Source organism: Serratia sp. BFP-2025 (assembly GCF_050880365.1).
GTDB classification, from domain to species: Bacteria; Pseudomonadota; Gammaproteobacteria; order Enterobacterales; family Enterobacteriaceae; genus Serratia; species Serratia surfactantfaciens.
Map to the genome: position 1 here is coordinate 2762003 of NZ_JBPAFV010000001.1, position 13766 is coordinate 2775768.

General features: G+C 59.0%; 16 protein-coding genes. 7 read left to right on the forward strand and 9 right to left on the reverse strand.

Annotation, left to right across the window (positions count from 1 at the left end; all coding sequences use genetic code 11):
- Window positions 1-2: 2 nt before the first annotated feature.
- Window positions 3-593: a Yip1 family protein gene (locus tag ACRAWE_RS13205; protein ID WP_019453944.1), complete on the reverse strand. Its 591-nt coding sequence runs from the start codon at window positions 591-593 to the stop codon at window positions 3-5.
- 205 nt (window positions 594-798) lie between these two features.
- Between ACRAWE_RS13205 and ACRAWE_RS13210 the strand changes: the two genes are divergently transcribed.
- From ACRAWE_RS13210 to ACRAWE_RS13235, 6 genes are all read left to right on the forward strand, one after another.
- Window positions 799-1269: an acyltransferase gene (locus tag ACRAWE_RS13210; RefSeq protein WP_019453945.1), complete on the forward strand. Its 471-nt coding sequence runs from the start codon at window positions 799-801 to the stop codon at window positions 1267-1269.
- Window positions 1266-1808 carry a GNAT family N-acetyltransferase gene (locus ACRAWE_RS13215; protein ID WP_019453946.1) on the forward strand — a complete coding sequence of 181 codons (543 nt, stop codon included), beginning with the start codon at window positions 1266-1268 and terminating at the stop codon, window positions 1806-1808. The genes ACRAWE_RS13210 and ACRAWE_RS13215 overlap by 4 nt, the downstream gene beginning before the upstream one ends.
- Window positions 1809-1912: 104 nt before the next feature.
- Window positions 1913-2755, forward strand: coding sequence for a DUF1460 domain-containing protein (locus tag ACRAWE_RS13220; RefSeq protein WP_063918953.1), 843 nt, complete (start codon window positions 1913-1915; stop codon window positions 2753-2755).
- Window positions 2756-2886: 131 nt separating this feature from the next.
- Window positions 2887-3699 (forward strand): MetQ/NlpA family lipoprotein, encoded by an 813-nt coding sequence (locus ACRAWE_RS13225; RefSeq protein WP_019453948.1) that lies wholly within the window; start codon window positions 2887-2889, stop codon window positions 3697-3699.
- A 152-nt stretch (window positions 3700-3851) separates the two neighbouring features.
- Window positions 3852-4301, forward strand: a complete 450-nt coding sequence (locus tag ACRAWE_RS13230; protein WP_019453949.1) for a type II toxin-antitoxin system PemK/MazF family toxin — start codon at window positions 3852-3854, stop codon at window positions 4299-4301.
- A 314-nt stretch (window positions 4302-4615) separates the two neighbouring features.
- Window positions 4616-5155, forward strand: a complete 540-nt coding sequence (locus ACRAWE_RS13235; protein ID WP_025160016.1) for a GNAT family N-acetyltransferase — start codon at window positions 4616-4618, stop codon at window positions 5153-5155.
- A 220-nt stretch (window positions 5156-5375) separates the two neighbouring features.
- Here ACRAWE_RS13235 and ACRAWE_RS13240 read toward each other — a convergent pair whose 3' ends face one another.
- From ACRAWE_RS13240 to ACRAWE_RS13260, 5 genes are all read right to left on the reverse strand, one after another.
- Window positions 5376-6296, reverse strand: coding sequence for a DUF808 domain-containing protein (locus ACRAWE_RS13240; protein ID WP_025160017.1), 921 nt, complete (start codon window positions 6294-6296; stop codon window positions 5376-5378).
- Window positions 6297-6411: 115 nt separating this feature from the next.
- Entirely contained in the window at window positions 6412-7329 is a 918-nt protein-coding gene (locus ACRAWE_RS13245; protein ID WP_198635659.1) for an AEC family transporter, read from the reverse strand.
- Between the two features lie 11 nt (window positions 7330-7340).
- A complete protein-coding gene (locus ACRAWE_RS13250; RefSeq protein WP_235049932.1) occupies window positions 7341-8126 on the reverse strand; it encodes a TauD/TfdA family dioxygenase in 786 nt (261 codons plus the stop codon).
- Between the two features lie 388 nt (window positions 8127-8514).
- Window positions 8515-9435, reverse strand: coding sequence for an alpha/beta fold hydrolase (locus ACRAWE_RS13255; protein ID WP_432525458.1), 921 nt, complete (start codon window positions 9433-9435; stop codon window positions 8515-8517).
- A gap of 116 nt (window positions 9436-9551) precedes the next feature.
- Window positions 9552-9956: a VOC family protein gene (locus tag ACRAWE_RS13260; RefSeq protein ID WP_019453955.1), complete on the reverse strand. Its 405-nt coding sequence runs from the start codon at window positions 9954-9956 to the stop codon at window positions 9552-9554.
- 76 nt (window positions 9957-10032) lie between these two features.
- On the opposite strand from ACRAWE_RS13260, the gene ACRAWE_RS13265 reads away from it, so the two are divergent.
- Complete coding sequence (locus ACRAWE_RS13265; RefSeq protein ID WP_019453956.1) at window positions 10033-10488, forward strand: GNAT family N-acetyltransferase; 456 nt, start codon at window positions 10033-10035, stop codon at window positions 10486-10488.
- 34 nt (window positions 10489-10522) lie between these two features.
- Here the strand turns inward: ACRAWE_RS13265 and pbpG are convergent, their stop codons facing one another.
- The 3 genes from pbpG to ACRAWE_RS13280 form a co-directional block, all read right to left on the reverse strand.
- Window positions 10523-11452 (reverse strand): D-alanyl-D-alanine endopeptidase, encoded by a 930-nt coding sequence (gene pbpG / locus ACRAWE_RS13270; RefSeq protein WP_025160019.1) that lies wholly within the window; start codon window positions 11450-11452, stop codon window positions 10523-10525.
- A gap of 151 nt (window positions 11453-11603) precedes the next feature.
- Entirely contained in the window at window positions 11604-12707 is a 1104-nt protein-coding gene (locus ACRAWE_RS13275; protein WP_154746725.1) for an adenosylhomocysteinase, read from the reverse strand.
- A gap of 45 nt (window positions 12708-12752) precedes the next feature.
- Window positions 12753-13697, reverse strand: a complete 945-nt coding sequence (locus ACRAWE_RS13280) for a GlxA family transcriptional regulator (protein WP_432525459.1) — start codon at window positions 13695-13697, stop codon at window positions 12753-12755.
- Window positions 13698-13766 lie beyond the last annotated feature (69 nt).

The window sequence follows — 13766 nt, forward strand, 5'->3', positions numbered from 1 at the left end:
ACTCAGAACAACCAGGAACCGTACCCCCACAGCAGCACCGTCACCCCAAGCAGCAGCTCGAGCAGCAGAATGCCGATAGCGAAGGTCGAGCTGGAGAAGATGAACCCTTCCTTACTGTCGATATTCAGGAAGTGCGGGATCCCCAGATTCAGCAGATAGCCCGAATAGCACAGGCCGATAATGCCGACAAACAGACACAGCCAGACAACCGGATAAAGCGCCACCACCCCGCTGAGGAACATCGGGGTCGCCACGTAGCCGGCGAACACCATGCAGCGGTGCAGGCTTGGGCGCGATTCATAACGCCGCGCCATCCAGTGAATGACTTTCCCCATGGCCGCTACGCCCGCCAGCATCAGCAGGTAGAACGCCACGGCGGTATAAAACGCGGTAAACATGTCGAGCCTGATGGCATGTCCCTCGCCGGAGAGCCAGCCCAACTGGGTGGTGCCGATAAAGGCGCAGACCACCGGGATTGCTGCCAAGAGCAACACGTGATGGGTGTATAGGTGCGAGACGCTTTCATTCTCGCTTTTGATCTGTTCGAACTCGGCGCTGGGATGCGCCAGAAGTCCCCAAACATGACTGACCATGAGACACCTCCTATCTCGCCGTAGGCCGCGATCGGCGAACGAATTTCACACCTCCGACGGACAGCTACCCGTGCGAGGATTGCGGCCACGGGGCTCTCTCCCCTGTACTAATTATAGTCTTTCGGCGAAAAAACGTGCGGAAAGCGCAACGCCGCGGCGCTTTGTCTTATACTCCCCCCATCAAATCCAGACTGTGAGGAAGGTTATGCCATCCGTTATCACCACCCGCCAGGCGGGGATCGTCGACGTCGACGCCGGGCGCAACGTCACCGTTGTCGAGCCCTGCAATCTGTACGGCTGCCGGCTCGGCGACGATGTCTTCGTCGGCCCGTTCGTCGAGATCCAGCGCCACGTCAGCATTGGCGCGCGTAGTAAAATTCAGTCGCACAGCTTTATCTGCGAATACGTCACGCTCGGCGAAGAGTGCTTTGTCGGCCACGGCGTCACCTTCGCCAACGATCTGTTCAAAGACGGTGCGCCCAATGCCGATCCAGCCAGCTGGGGGCGCACGCGCATCGGCGATCGGGTGTCCATCGGCTCCGGCGCCACGGTCTTGGCGGTGGAGATCTGCAGTGGCGCGGTGATCGGCGCCGGGGCGGTCGTGACCCGCGATATCACCCGCAAGGGGATCTATGCCGGCAACCCGGCGCGCCTGCTGCGGGAGCTGCCGTCATGAACCCGGCCATCCGCATCACGGCCATTGAGGCGTTGCCCGCCGATTATTTGGCCTGCGGCGATTTCAGCTTTACCGTCGCCAGCTACGCCCTGCCGCAGTTCGACAGCCCGGTCGACAGCTGGCCAACCCGCCCGGTCGCGCCGTTTCGCAAACAGTATCCGCTGGCGCCGCTCGCCAACGACGACAGCGTCACCTTCCTGGCGTATCGCCAGAACGAAGCCGTTGGCCATATCACGCTGAGCAAAAACTGGAACGGTTACACCCTGATCGATGAGATCGCCGTCAGCGCTCACGCGCGCCGTCAGGGCATCGCCGGGGCGCTGCTGGACTGCGCCAAACAGTGGGCACGGCTGCAGGAAACCTCAGGTATGATGCTCGAAACGCAGAACAACAATCTGGCGGCCTGCCGCTGCTACCAGCATTACGGGTTTATCCTCGGCGGCATCGATCGTTTACTGTATCGCGCCGAGCCGGAGATCGCCGATCACGAGATCGCACTGTTCTGGTATTTGCCGTTCAATAACGAAATCGGTTACTGATTTATCGGGCCTCATTGAGGTTATGTTTACTTTTTAACCCCTACCATCGGATGAGAACTGTTATCACTTACTATGATAATCCAGCGACACCCATGGAGGGCCGTATGAACAAGAACAAGGTTGTTTTACTGATGTTAGCTATCGCCATGAGCGGATGCGCCGAGCGCCCCACCCCGGCAACGCCGCCGCCCGACGTCACCGTTGCGCCGCCGAGCGTGCAGCCGGAGATGGACGCCAGCACCCGCAGCAAGCTGCGTGAGATCCTCGCGCTGCGCGCCGGTTGGCCCGCCGCTCAGCCACATGGCCGCACCGTCGATTTGATTTCGCGCGAGTTTCTCGGCACCCCCTATCTCGCCAATCGCCTGATCGGCTCGCAGAACACGCCCGAGCAGCTGGTGATCGACTTCCGCGGGCTGGATTGCTTCACCTACATCGATTATGTGGAAGCGCTCAGCACCGCCCGCAGCGAGGGCGAGTTCGTACAGCGGCTGATAGACATCCGCTACGTCGACGGCAAAATCGCCTTCCCGCAGCGCAAGCACTTCTTCACCGACTGGGCGCAGCGGCCGCACAAGGTGGCCGAAGACATCACCGCGCAGCTCAGCCCGCACGCCGTCACCCTCGTGAAAAACCTCAACCAGAAGGCGGACGGCAGCAGCTACCTGCCCGGTTTACCCAACGTACAGCGCAGCGTGACCTATATCCCCAGCGACAACGTCGACGACAAGGTGCTGGCCCAACTGCGCACCGGCGATTATATCGGCATTTACACCAACCTGGACGGGCTGGATGTCACCCACACCGGCATCTACGTGATGACCGACAACGGCCCGGTGCTGCGCAACGCCTCCTCGCGCAAGGCCAACATGCAGGTGGTCGATTCGCCCTTTATGGATTACGTGATGGCTACGCCGGGCATCGTGGTGCTGCGTTCGCTCAGCCGATAATCCCCCCGCCGCATAACGGCTATAAGCTATAGCCGTTTATGCTGAACGAGCGTTTGACTTCATCGGCAGTTCAGGCTTAGCTGTAAGAACAAAAAACAACTGATTTTATTGTTCTTTTCAGGGAGACTTCGATGACCTTACGCTGGCGTATCACCCCTCTGGCGGCGGCCTTCGCCGCCGTATTGGCGCTTCAGGGCTGCGATCAAAAGACCGACCAAAACCATATCAAAGTCGGCGTCATCAACGGCGCGGAACAGGACGTGGCGGAGGTCGCCAGACAGGTGGCGAAAGAAAAATACGGGCTGGAGGTCGAGCTGGTGGGTTTTAGCGGTTCGCTGCTGCCGAACGACGCCACCGACAAAGGCGAACTGGACGCCAACGTGTTCCAGCACCGCCCGTTCCTCGAACAGCAAAACAAAGATCACGGCTATAAGCTGGTAGCGGTCGGCAACACCTTCGTCTTCCCGATGGCCGGCTACTCCAAAAAGATAAAATCGCTCAAAGAGCTGCCGGACGGCGCGGTGATCGCTATTCCGCTCGATCCGACCAACCTGGGGCGCGCCCTGCTGCTGCTGGAAAAAACCGGCCTGATTACCCTGAAACAAGGCAAGGGGCTGCTGCCCACCGCCCTGGACATCAGTGCCAACCCGCATCATTACCAGATCATGGAGCTGGAAGGCGCGCAGCTGCCGCACGTGCTGGACGATCCGAAGGTCACCGTCGCCGTTATCAGCACCACCTACATCAATCAAACCGGCCTGACGCCGACCAAAGACGGCATTTTCATCGAGGATAAAAACTCGCCGTACACCAACATCATCGTCACCCGCGAAGACAATAAGGACGCGCCGAACGTGCAGAACTTCATCAAGGCCTATGAGTCGGACGAAGTGGCCAAGGCCGCCGAGAAAATCTTCAACGGCGGCGCGGTGAAAGGCTGGTAAATTCGGCCACCATCAAGGCGGATTCTGCGTACGAATCCGCAATTTTTCACTTTCATTTGCCGTTTCCTTACGCCACACCTTTCTCTCAACGCAAAACGCCCGCATGCTCATTCCTCCATAACACGGATTGTTCGCAACAAAGGAGTGTATCGATGCCGATCAAATTTTCCCCCAAGGTCGGGGAAATTCTTGAGTGCAACTATGGCAACTACCCACTATCACTCTGCCAACCGCATGAAGCCGGCTTTTATGATGGCCACATTCCGCCAGAAATGGTGAAGAACCGTTTAGTTGTTGTGTTAAATGGCAAAATTAACGGCAATGCCTGCATTATCGTACCGCTGTCGACCACCAGAGATTCGAATAAGATCCAACAAGGGTTGCACATAGAGATCACACGAGAACTCATCGAAGATATGAGATTCTTTCATCCGCAAACGCGTTGGGCAAAGGGCGATCTGGTGCAGCAAGTCAGCCGTCAACGGCTGAGCAGAGCCCGTAAAGAGAGAGGTTTTCTTACCCAGTGTCTGTCACGCGAGCTTGTTGCTGACATCCAACGCGCCGTCATTAAGTCGATCAATGCCCGCAATATGCTGTTCTGACCAGTACGCTGTTGTTGACAAAACAGACAAATCAGGTGAAATTGTCGCCGTAGCCGATAAAGGCCCTTATGCTATACCCTCCCTTTCAGGGACCTGCGAAGCCCAGCCACCAAGCTGGGCTTTTGCCTATCAAGCGCCCACTGATTTCTTATCTTTCCGCTCTTGCCCCCTCAGCCTTTCTACCCTGGCCGATGCGCGGCGAACGTTCCCATAGGGTTGTCTTATCTCACCATAACAAAACCCGATTTACCCCGACGGCGGGCGGCGCGCATAATGCCGTTTATCCGCTGATTTTCAAGGTAAACAGACTTGCCATGACGCTCTTAGCCCCCGCACTCAGCCTCCTCGACGCCACGCCGGACGATATGGTCGCCGTGCTGCGTATTTACACCCACCACGTGCTGACAGGCGCGGCTTCGTTTGAAGAACAGCCGCCGACGTTGGCGGAAATGCAGCTGCGGCTGAGCAAGGTGCAGGAAGCCGGCCTGCCCTGGCTGGTGGCGAAAAGCGAAGGCCGTATTGTGGGCTACTGCTATGCCACGCCTTATCGCCCCCGGCCGGCTTACCGCTTTACCGTAGAAGACTCGGTATACATCGCCGAGGGGCAACAGGGTAAAGGCGTCGGCAAAACACTTCTGAGCGCGCTGATCGCCCGCTGCGAGCAAGGCCCCTGGCGCCAGATGCTGGCGATCGTCGGCGACTCCGCCGCCAACCGCGGCTCGCTGGCGCTGCACCAGTCGCTCGGCTTCACCAGCGTCGGGACGTTAAAAGCGGTGGGGTTCAAGCTGGGGGAGTGGCGCGACACCCACATCATGCAGCGCGCGCTGGGCGCGGGTGATAAACAGCATCCCTGAATGCGTGGCGACGCGCGATGGGGAGATAGCGTCTATAGTGAAGAATGATTTCATTGAGTTAGCGCCAACCGCGCGCCACATTTAACGGGTAAGGGAGAATCAAATGAAAATTATTCTGTGGATTGTCGCCATCATCTTTATCGTGGGTTTGTTGACGATTACCGGCGTTCTCAAACTGATTTTTTAAAACGCCTCGCCCCTCCCGGGGCGAGACTTTTCATCATGCCTTGAAACGCGCGCGCGCTGCGCCCAGCGCCGACACCACCGCCAGCACTACGCCGCCGGCCACCAGACCGAACGCCACGTTCAACAGCGCCGGAACCACACCCTGCAGAATATGGCCAAACGTCGGCACCACGGTGGTGTACGAGGCCCAGTCTTCGAACAGATGATGTACCGGCGGCAAACCGTGGGTCAGGATGCCGCCGCCGACCATAAACATGGCGACGGTGCCGACGATCGACAGCGTTTTCATCAAATAAGGCGCGGCGCGCACGATGCCGCCGCCGAGGGAGCGCGCCAACGCGCTGCCTTTGCGGCTCAGATACAACCCCAGATCGTCCAGCCTGACGATGCCGGCGACGATGCCGTACACGCCGAGTGTCATCACGACGGCGATGCCGCACAAGACGATCACCTGCTGGCTGAAGGTGGCGCCGGCGACGGTGCCCAGCGTGATGGCGATAATCTCGGCGGAGAGCACAAAGTCGGTACGTATCGCCCCTTTCACCTTGCGCTTCTCATAAGCTGCAGCGTCCTCATTGGCGCCGGGCCCGTCGGATTTATCTTCCTGCGCCGGCTTGCCGGGGCTCAGGCTGTGGAACACCTTTTCGAACCCTTCGTAGCACAGGTAGGCGCCGCCCACCATCAGCAACGGCGTAATCGCCCAGGGCGCGAAGGCGCTGATCAAGAGTGCCAACGGCACCAGGATCGCCTTGTTGATCAGCGACCCTTTGGCAACGCTCCACACCACCGGCAGCTCGCGATCGGCTTTAACGCCGGTCACCTGCTGCGCATTGAGCGCCAGATCGTCCCCCAGCACACCGGCGGTTTTTTTGGCCGCCATCTTGGTCATTAAAGAGACATCGTCCAGCAACGAAGCGATGTCGTCGATAAGGGTAAGTAAGCTACTTCCTGCCAAAATGATTCATCCTTTTCACATTCACTATCCGTTTAGCATAGCGGTAAAGCGTGATGAAAGGATATGGGAGGATATCGGAAAACGCCGGGCGGGCGCTTGCCGCCCGGCGCCGGCGTTACAGCGCTATGCTGCCCAGAATGAAGGTGACGGTAATGACCGACAGCAGCGTCGTCCAGGTGATGATGGAAGCCATCGCTTCATGGTCGCCCCCCATTTGCCGCGCCAGAATATAGGCGTTGCCGGCGCAAGGCACAGCGGAATAGAGAATGGCGATGCTGGCGGGCACGCCGGTGGCGCCAAAATAGTGCACCAGCGCGATGGTAATCAGCGGCATGGCCACCAATTTCAGCACGGTCGCATAAGAGATGGAAACCAATTTGCGGATATGCATGCTGACGATCAACCCTGCACCGACCGACATCAGGCTCAGCGGCGTGGCGGCGTTGGAGAGATAAACGAACAGCTGTTTTAGCGCACCGGTGATATGCAGGTTGCACAGATTCATCAACACCCCGAACAACGCGCCGATGATCAGCGGGTTCTTCGTCAGCGCCAGCAGCGCGCCGCTCAGGCTTTTCTTACTGCCGGTGCCGTAGTGGTTCATCACCAACACGCTCATGATGTTGGTCAGAATGATCATGTACGCCACGAAGAAGCCGGACAGCGCCACCCCCTCACTGCCGAACAGCGATTGCGACAGCGCGATGAATACATAAGAGTTATACCTGACTCCCCCCTGAAAAATGGAGGTAAACAGATCCGCCGATGTATTGAAAAACAGCTTGCCAACGAAAATAATCAACGCAATGGCCAATGTGGAAATAATGGTCGCCACAACGGGATAGAAGCTGTCCGCGCCGCTAAAGTCCGCTTCGCTGATATCCAATATCAACAGCGCCGGAAAAAACAGGTAATAAACGAATTTGTCAGAAAAGCCCCAAAAAACGGCGACATCTTTAACATAAAGCTTTGACAAATAGCCCAGCACAATTAACAAAAAAATCGGCAATATAGAAAGAAAAACGTTCAGCATGAATAATAACCTTAAATCGAGAAAATACGCTCTTCAACCTGATTGAGGTTGCGGTGATTCCACAAGCTTGCCGAAATGAAGACCCGTTGCACCCAGCGCAACGGCGTATCTTTTTCATCGAAGGAAGGCGTAAACTTATCGCGCGAATGCAATGCAAAGCGATTGTCGATGTAAACCAAATCGCCCGGGCAAATATCGATGCCGATGGCGTTTTCTTTCACCAGACCATAGAAACGTTCCAGCGCGGCTTCCGCCCGTGGCGTGCTGGCCGCAATCATGCCGGGATAGAAGACCGCGCTCACATCCGGCAACACGTGGTTTTGCGAAATCAGCGGCACCAGCGCGGTTTCTTCACGCCCGGCCTGCGTGGATTGGCGCCAGCGGTACGGCAGCTTGATGCTATACAGCGGGCTGGCCAGCGTTTCGACGTCCTCGCGGCTCAGTTGAGCGATCGCCAGACGCGAGTCGGAGATGCGCGTCATCGGGCTGTGCGGATCGCGGCGCACGCCGGCCAACAGCAGGCCCATCGGCGAAACGTTGAACTGCTCCAGGTGTTTCAGGGCCGCATTTTCAATATGGAAGTCCAGTTCAACATCGAATCCCAGACCGGTATATTCTTTTTTAGCTTCGCGTTTAGGGATCAGATTATTGATCAGTTCTTTCCCTTCGAAATACATCGAATAGGGTTCGCCAATGAGCGAAGAGATACCGACCAACAGGTTTTCGCTGATATTACCGGATTTAGCCGAAGGCGTATATTGGTTCGGACAAGGGGAAAAGAACACTTCTTTATCCACCGGCACATTTTTTAAAATAAGATAAGGCCGTGGTTTGATTGACGCCTTTTGCTGGCTTAATGCGGCGCTTAATCTGTGGGGCAAATGGGTGATCATCGTCGAGCGTATGGCGTGAATATAAGCATCGCCGCCGGCGGGATCGTAAGCAATTCTATCTAATGCCGAAAATAACTCGTTTCGTTCCTGATCCGTCAATTGAAAGACGTTTTGGTAATCCATCCTGAGCATTCCTTGACAATAAGAATATCATTAGCAAGCCTAATGAAAGCGGCGGGATGTTAACATTTTGCATTCAAAATCATAAAGATTTATTAACCAGTTTCGTGATCTCAATCACTACTCCTCCGTCCAGTTAATGACGGAGAAGAAGTGTGTAATAAACAAGCAGTTAAATAGGTACGTCGCAATCGGAGGCGATCGTGAACGCACGCGAAATATGTTGAAGGACCGGGCGATGGGCATCAAATACGCAGGATAAATGCGTACTGCCCTCAAGCAAACCAAATGCCACATGCACGCTGCCATGCTGTTCGACAAAGCGCTGCATCGATTGCGCATTGAACAACTCGTCCTGGGCGGCCGCCAGCAGCAAAGTCGGTAATCGCAACGCCGCCAATTGCTTTGCCGGGGCGCGCGGCGTCAACGCGTTAGCCATATTGACACTGTATTGGCAGACAAAATCGGGGGAGGTGGCCAGCACGGCCGGGGGAAAATTCAGGCTGACCGCCCGAGATTGCCCGAACCAGCGACCACCGCTGAACGCATTGGCCACAAAGGGCCATTGGCGCACCTGAGCAAAACGGGCCGCCGCCGTCAGATCGCGGGCTATCCCGGAAAATGGCCCCAGCTCCGGCGCCAGCATGATCAGGCTATCCGCCTGCTGCTCGCAAGGATAACGGGTCAGGTAGTTGAGCAACATCCCGGCGCCGCTGGAATGACCAAGCAGGTGCCTGCGCGCCAACGGAAAACGCAGGCGCATTTCCGCCAGGATGACATCGACATCGCGCCAAATACGCTCAGGCCGCTCAACCGTTCCCCGCTCTCCGGCGGAATCGCCATGTCCGCGAATATCGACCAGGCACACCGCGAGCGTTGGCTCGGCCGCCAACTGGCGCGCCAGGACGTCATACCCGGCAGCGCTGTTAACCCCGCCGCCGTGATACACCACCATCACGTCTTCACTCGCGGCAGTTTGCCGATACAGGCGATAGCTCAATCCCTCAACGCGACCGGACGACATCTCCACGTGCCCACCCGGCCACTCGCCGTAAGACTTCGCTTGCTCAACATAGCGGTCAAAATCAATCAAAGCGCACCTTTCCATGAATGTTGTCGGTATTGCCCACGGCAGAATTCCCTGCCACCACGGGGGTAAGCATATGAAACAACCGCAGGCACTACCATGTCTTTTGCACGCCCCTGGCGTCAGGGCAGATCGCCCGCCGGCACATTGAGCTGCCAGGAGAGGCCGAAACGATCGTTCAGCCAACCGAAACGGGCACTGAAGCCGTAATCATCGAGCGGCATCAGCACCTTGCCGCCTTCCGCCAGGCGGTGAAAGGCCTGTTCAAGCGCCTCTTCGTTAGGCAAGTTGATGAACAGCGACACCGCCGGGGTGAAGCTGAAGTCATGGCTGATCGGGCTGTCGATAAACACCAGGTTCTGTCGGTCGAAATCGATGGTGGCATGCTTGATCAACCGCCGGCCGTCCGGCGTCGGGTCGTAATGCTGCACCTGCATGAGCCGAAAACGCTCGAACACCTGGCTGTAGAGGTCGATCGCCTGTTGCGCCTCTCCCTGGAACATGACAAAAGTCGACACCTGACTCATAACATCCCCTCCGACAAACGTTGTGGTATTAATGGAGGATAGCGGATTACCGCTGAAGCGGCGGAAAGGAGCAACCATGAGCATCATTCATCGTCTGGCGCAGCCGGACGATCTCAACGGCCTGTTGGCCCTGTATCGCGAGCTGCGTCCGCAGGACGCGCCGCTGCGCACCGACGATGCGCGCCGTGCCCTGCAGCGCCTGCTGGACGATCCGGCGATCCGTCTGGTGGTGGCGGCAAAGGAAGAACAACCGATCGCCACCTGCATGATGGCGCTGATCCCAGGGCTGGCGCACCAGGCACAGCCGTTCGGCGTCATCGAACACGTGGTGACGGCGGAGCCCTATCGCGGCCACGGCGTGGCGCTCGCCATGATTGAATACGCGCTGCAGCTGGCCTGGCGCAAGGGCTGTTACAAGGTGATGCTGCTGTCGGGGCAGCAACGCACCGGCGCGCACCAGCTTTATCTCAAAGCCGGGTTCGACGGCGATCGCGAGCGGGGATTTGTCATCAGGCGGCCCGAGGGCCGATAGCGGCCTGCCGCCAACGGGCAGGCCGCCAGGCGGGTCATTCGGTGGCGTTTTTCGCCAGGCTGGCGTCTTTTTGGCGGCGATAGTCGCGGGCGGCGGCCGGGATCGGCGTCACCTTGCCGGTCTCAATCCAGCTGCGCAGCCGGTTGGCGTCGGCGAAGTGGGTATATTTGCCGAAGGCGTCCAGCACTACCAGCGACACAGAACGGTTGCCGATCACGGTGCGCATCGCCAGGCAGTGGCCCGCCTGATTGGTGAAACCGGTCTTGGTCAGCTGAATATTCCATTTCGGGTTGTACACCAGGTGGTTGGTGTTGCGGAACGGCAGCGTGTAGTTGGGATCCTTGAAGCTGGCCATGCGCTCGGTGGTGGTGCTGAGCTGGCCGATCAACGGATATTGCTTGGTGGCGATCAGCAGCTTGGTCAGATCGCGCGCCGTCGACACGTTGTGGATAGAGAGCCCGGTCGGTTCGACGTAATGGGTATTGGTCATGCCGAGCGCCCTGGCCTTGGCGTTCATCGCTTTGATAAAGGCGTTGTAGCCGCCCGGATAGTGGTGCGCCAGGCTGGCGGCGGCGCGGTTTTCCGACGACATCAGCGCCAGCAGCAGCATATCCTTGCGGCTGATTTCGCTGTTCAGCCGCACCCGCGAATAGACCCCTTTCATCTCCGGCGTCTGGTGGATATCCACCGACAACATCTCGTCGAGCGGCAGGTGCGCGTCCAGCGTGACCATGGCGGTCATCAGCTTGGTGATCGAGGCGATCGGCACCACTTCATCCGGGTTGCGCGCATACATCACTTTATGGGTTTGCATATCGACGACCATCGCGCTGCCGGAAGCCAGCTCCGGCTGGGTGGCGTGCAGAGCGGCGGCGTTGTCGCTGGCCAGCGCGCGCGGCGCAAAGCCTGCGCCCGCCTGCAAAGCGAGCAGGGTCAGAACCAAAACACGTATTTTCACAGGCATTACTCTGAAATGGGGGCTTGAACTCAGCGAATTATATGTGAGGGTGCTGCGCTTGGCACTGGGATTGTAGGGCGGATTTGTGACAAATTCTGTCGGCCGAAAAACGGTACAGCCCGCGGGCGCTCTGGGATGAGCGCCCGCGTAGAAAAAGTTACAGCGCCGGCTGCCACGCCGATTGCGGCAGCAGGTACAGCCCCGGCGTTTGCCGCGCCCCTGCACCGACGATATGGCCGATGCCGGCCGCCATGACCGCCAACGTCACGTCGAAGGCGTTGAGGCTATCGCCATAGCCGGCGGTCAGGTTGAACATCGAGCCATTGGCCAGCAAATAGACCGTCTTCTCATTGAGTTGGTAAGCATTTACATAAGGCATCGGCTCGTGGTGCGGCAGGCTTTTCAGGAAGCCGACGTCGATCTCTTCCGCCACGTGGCCGACGTTGAGGATAAACACGCCGTCCTGCGCCTGTTGCAGATGCTGCGCCGAGAGCACGTTCTTCGCGCCGGTCGCCGTGGCGATAACGTCCGCCTGAGCGACCGCGCTCGCCAGATCCACCACCTGCCAGCCGTCATAACGCGCCTGCAGCGCGCGCGCCGGGTCGATTTCCGCCACCATCACCTGGCCGCCGTAAGCCCTGGCCGCCGCCGCCGTTCCCTGCCCGACCAGGCCGTAGCCGATCACCAGCACGCGCTTTTCGTGCAGCGTCAAATGGGTGGTCTGGAAGAAGGTGTGCCAGGCGGTCAGCCCAACCATGTGCCGGTTATGCAACCCCTCTTTCACCGGCAGATCGTCCCAGTTGAAGATCGGGTAACGCGGCGCCACGCCGTTTAACCGGCTGATGCCCGATCCGGTGGCTTCCAGCCCGGCGACGATCTGCGGGCCGTTCGGCGATTGGTGCAGACGGGTGGTCAGATCCGCCCCCATTTCGCACAGGTGGGTCGGCTGCCAGTCCAGCGCGCGATCGAAAGATTCCGACCACTCGCTGGCGTTCATGTCGCGCCAGGCATAGGCCTGCGCCCCCCGCCGTTCCAGCCAGGCCACCACGTCATTCTGCACCGTGGTGGGATTGCAGGTAGTCAGGAAGATCGCCGCCCCCTTATCCAGCAGGCCGGCCACCAGCGGCGCCATTTTCAGATCCAGGTGCATATTGCACGCCAGCCGCACCCCGTGCAGGTCCGGCAGTGCCGCTACCGCCGCCCGGGTGCGCGGCATATGGCGCATCGCCCAGTTCAATTCACTGTCAAAATCCTGATACATCCGTTGCTCCTCTGGTGTGCCCCGCCGCCAGGCGTGGCAAAAAAGTTATCCCGCGCGGCCGAGCCGGCGGATCGCCTGCGGCGACAGGCCAAATACGCGGATAAACGCCCGCCTCATGCGTTCCGGATCGCTGAACCCCACCGAACGGGCGATCGCTTCCAGCGACTCGGCACCCTCTTCGATGCGCACCCTGGCCGCCTCGACCCGCAGCTGCTCGATCACCTTGGCCGGCGTCTGCCCGGTTTCAGCGCGGAACAACCGGCCGAACTGCCGCTCGCTCAGGCAGGCGGCGTCGGCCAGATCCGCCACCGACAGCGGCAGATGCAAGTGCTCGCGCGCGTACGACAGCGCGGCGCGCATGCGATCCGACGGCGGATTCAACGCCAGCAACAGAGAATATTGCGACTGCCCGCCGGGGCGACGGTGGTACACCACCAGCTGCCGCGCCACGCCCGCCGCTATCGTAGCGCCGAGATCGTCCTCGATCAGCGCCAGCGCCAGATCGATGCCGGCGCTGATGCCCGCCGAAGTCCAGATATCGCCGTCACGGATGAAAATGCGGTTGCTGTCGACGCGAATGCGCGGGTAGTTCTGCTGCAAGCGCGCCGCGTGATACCAGTGGGTGGTGGCGCGTTTGCCGTCCAGCAAACCGCAGGCCGCCAGAATAAACGCCCCGGTGCACACGCTGGCGATGCGCCGCGCTCGCCGGCTGTGGGCCGTCAGAAACGCCGCCAACGCCGGTGACTGCGCCGCCATCACATTGCCGCTGCCGCCGGCCACCACCAGCGTATCAAAACGCTCGTCGCCGCACGGCTGCGTGGCGATCGCCACCCCGGCCGAGCTGACGACCATGCCGCCCTGCGGCGAGATCGCCACACAGCGGTAAGCCGGCGGGTCAGTGAACTGGTTGACGTTATCGAACGCCGCCAGCGGCCCGGCAAAATCCAGCAGGTTAAAACCGGGAAAAACCACAAAACCGATCGTTTTCATGATGGCGCTTTTTGAGGGTTATCTGTCATATCAGCCAAAAACAGGGCGGCTATTATGACCCAGGTCCAA

Coding starts and splice junctions, on each gene's coding strand:
- ACRAWE_RS13205 (WP_019453944.1), bottom strand. CDS start 593: ATGGTCAGTCATGTTTGGGGACTTCTGGCGCATCCCAGCGCCGAGTTC.
- ACRAWE_RS13210 (WP_019453945.1), top strand. CDS start 799: ATGCCATCCGTTATCACCACCCGCCAGGCGGGGATCGTCGACGTCGAC.
- ACRAWE_RS13215 (WP_019453946.1), top strand. CDS start 1,266: ATGAACCCGGCCATCCGCATCACGGCCATTGAGGCGTTGCCCGCCGAT.
- ACRAWE_RS13220 (WP_063918953.1), top strand. CDS start 1,913: ATGAACAAGAACAAGGTTGTTTTACTGATGTTAGCTATCGCCATGAGC.
- ACRAWE_RS13225 (WP_019453948.1), top strand. CDS start 2,887: ATGACCTTACGCTGGCGTATCACCCCTCTGGCGGCGGCCTTCGCCGCC.
- ACRAWE_RS13230 (WP_019453949.1), top strand. CDS start 3,852: ATGCCGATCAAATTTTCCCCCAAGGTCGGGGAAATTCTTGAGTGCAAC.
- ACRAWE_RS13235 (WP_025160016.1), top strand. CDS start 4,616: ATGACGCTCTTAGCCCCCGCACTCAGCCTCCTCGACGCCACGCCGGAC.
- ACRAWE_RS13245 (WP_198635659.1), bottom strand. CDS start 7,329: ATGCTGAACGTTTTTCTTTCTATATTGCCGATTTTTTTGTTAATTGTG.
- ACRAWE_RS13260 (WP_019453955.1), bottom strand. CDS start 9,956: ATGAGTCAGGTGTCGACTTTTGTCATGTTCCAGGGAGAGGCGCAACAG.
- ACRAWE_RS13265 (WP_019453956.1), top strand. CDS start 10,033: ATGAGCATCATTCATCGTCTGGCGCAGCCGGACGATCTCAACGGCCTG.
- pbpG (WP_025160019.1), bottom strand. CDS start 11,452: ATGCCTGTGAAAATACGTGTTTTGGTTCTGACCCTGCTCGCTTTGCAG.
- ACRAWE_RS13275 (WP_154746725.1), bottom strand. CDS start 12,707: ATGTATCAGGATTTTGACAGTGAATTGAACTGGGCGATGCGCCATATG.
- ACRAWE_RS13280 (WP_432525459.1), bottom strand. CDS start 13,697: ATGAAAACGATCGGTTTTGTGGTTTTTCCCGGTTTTAACCTGCTGGAT.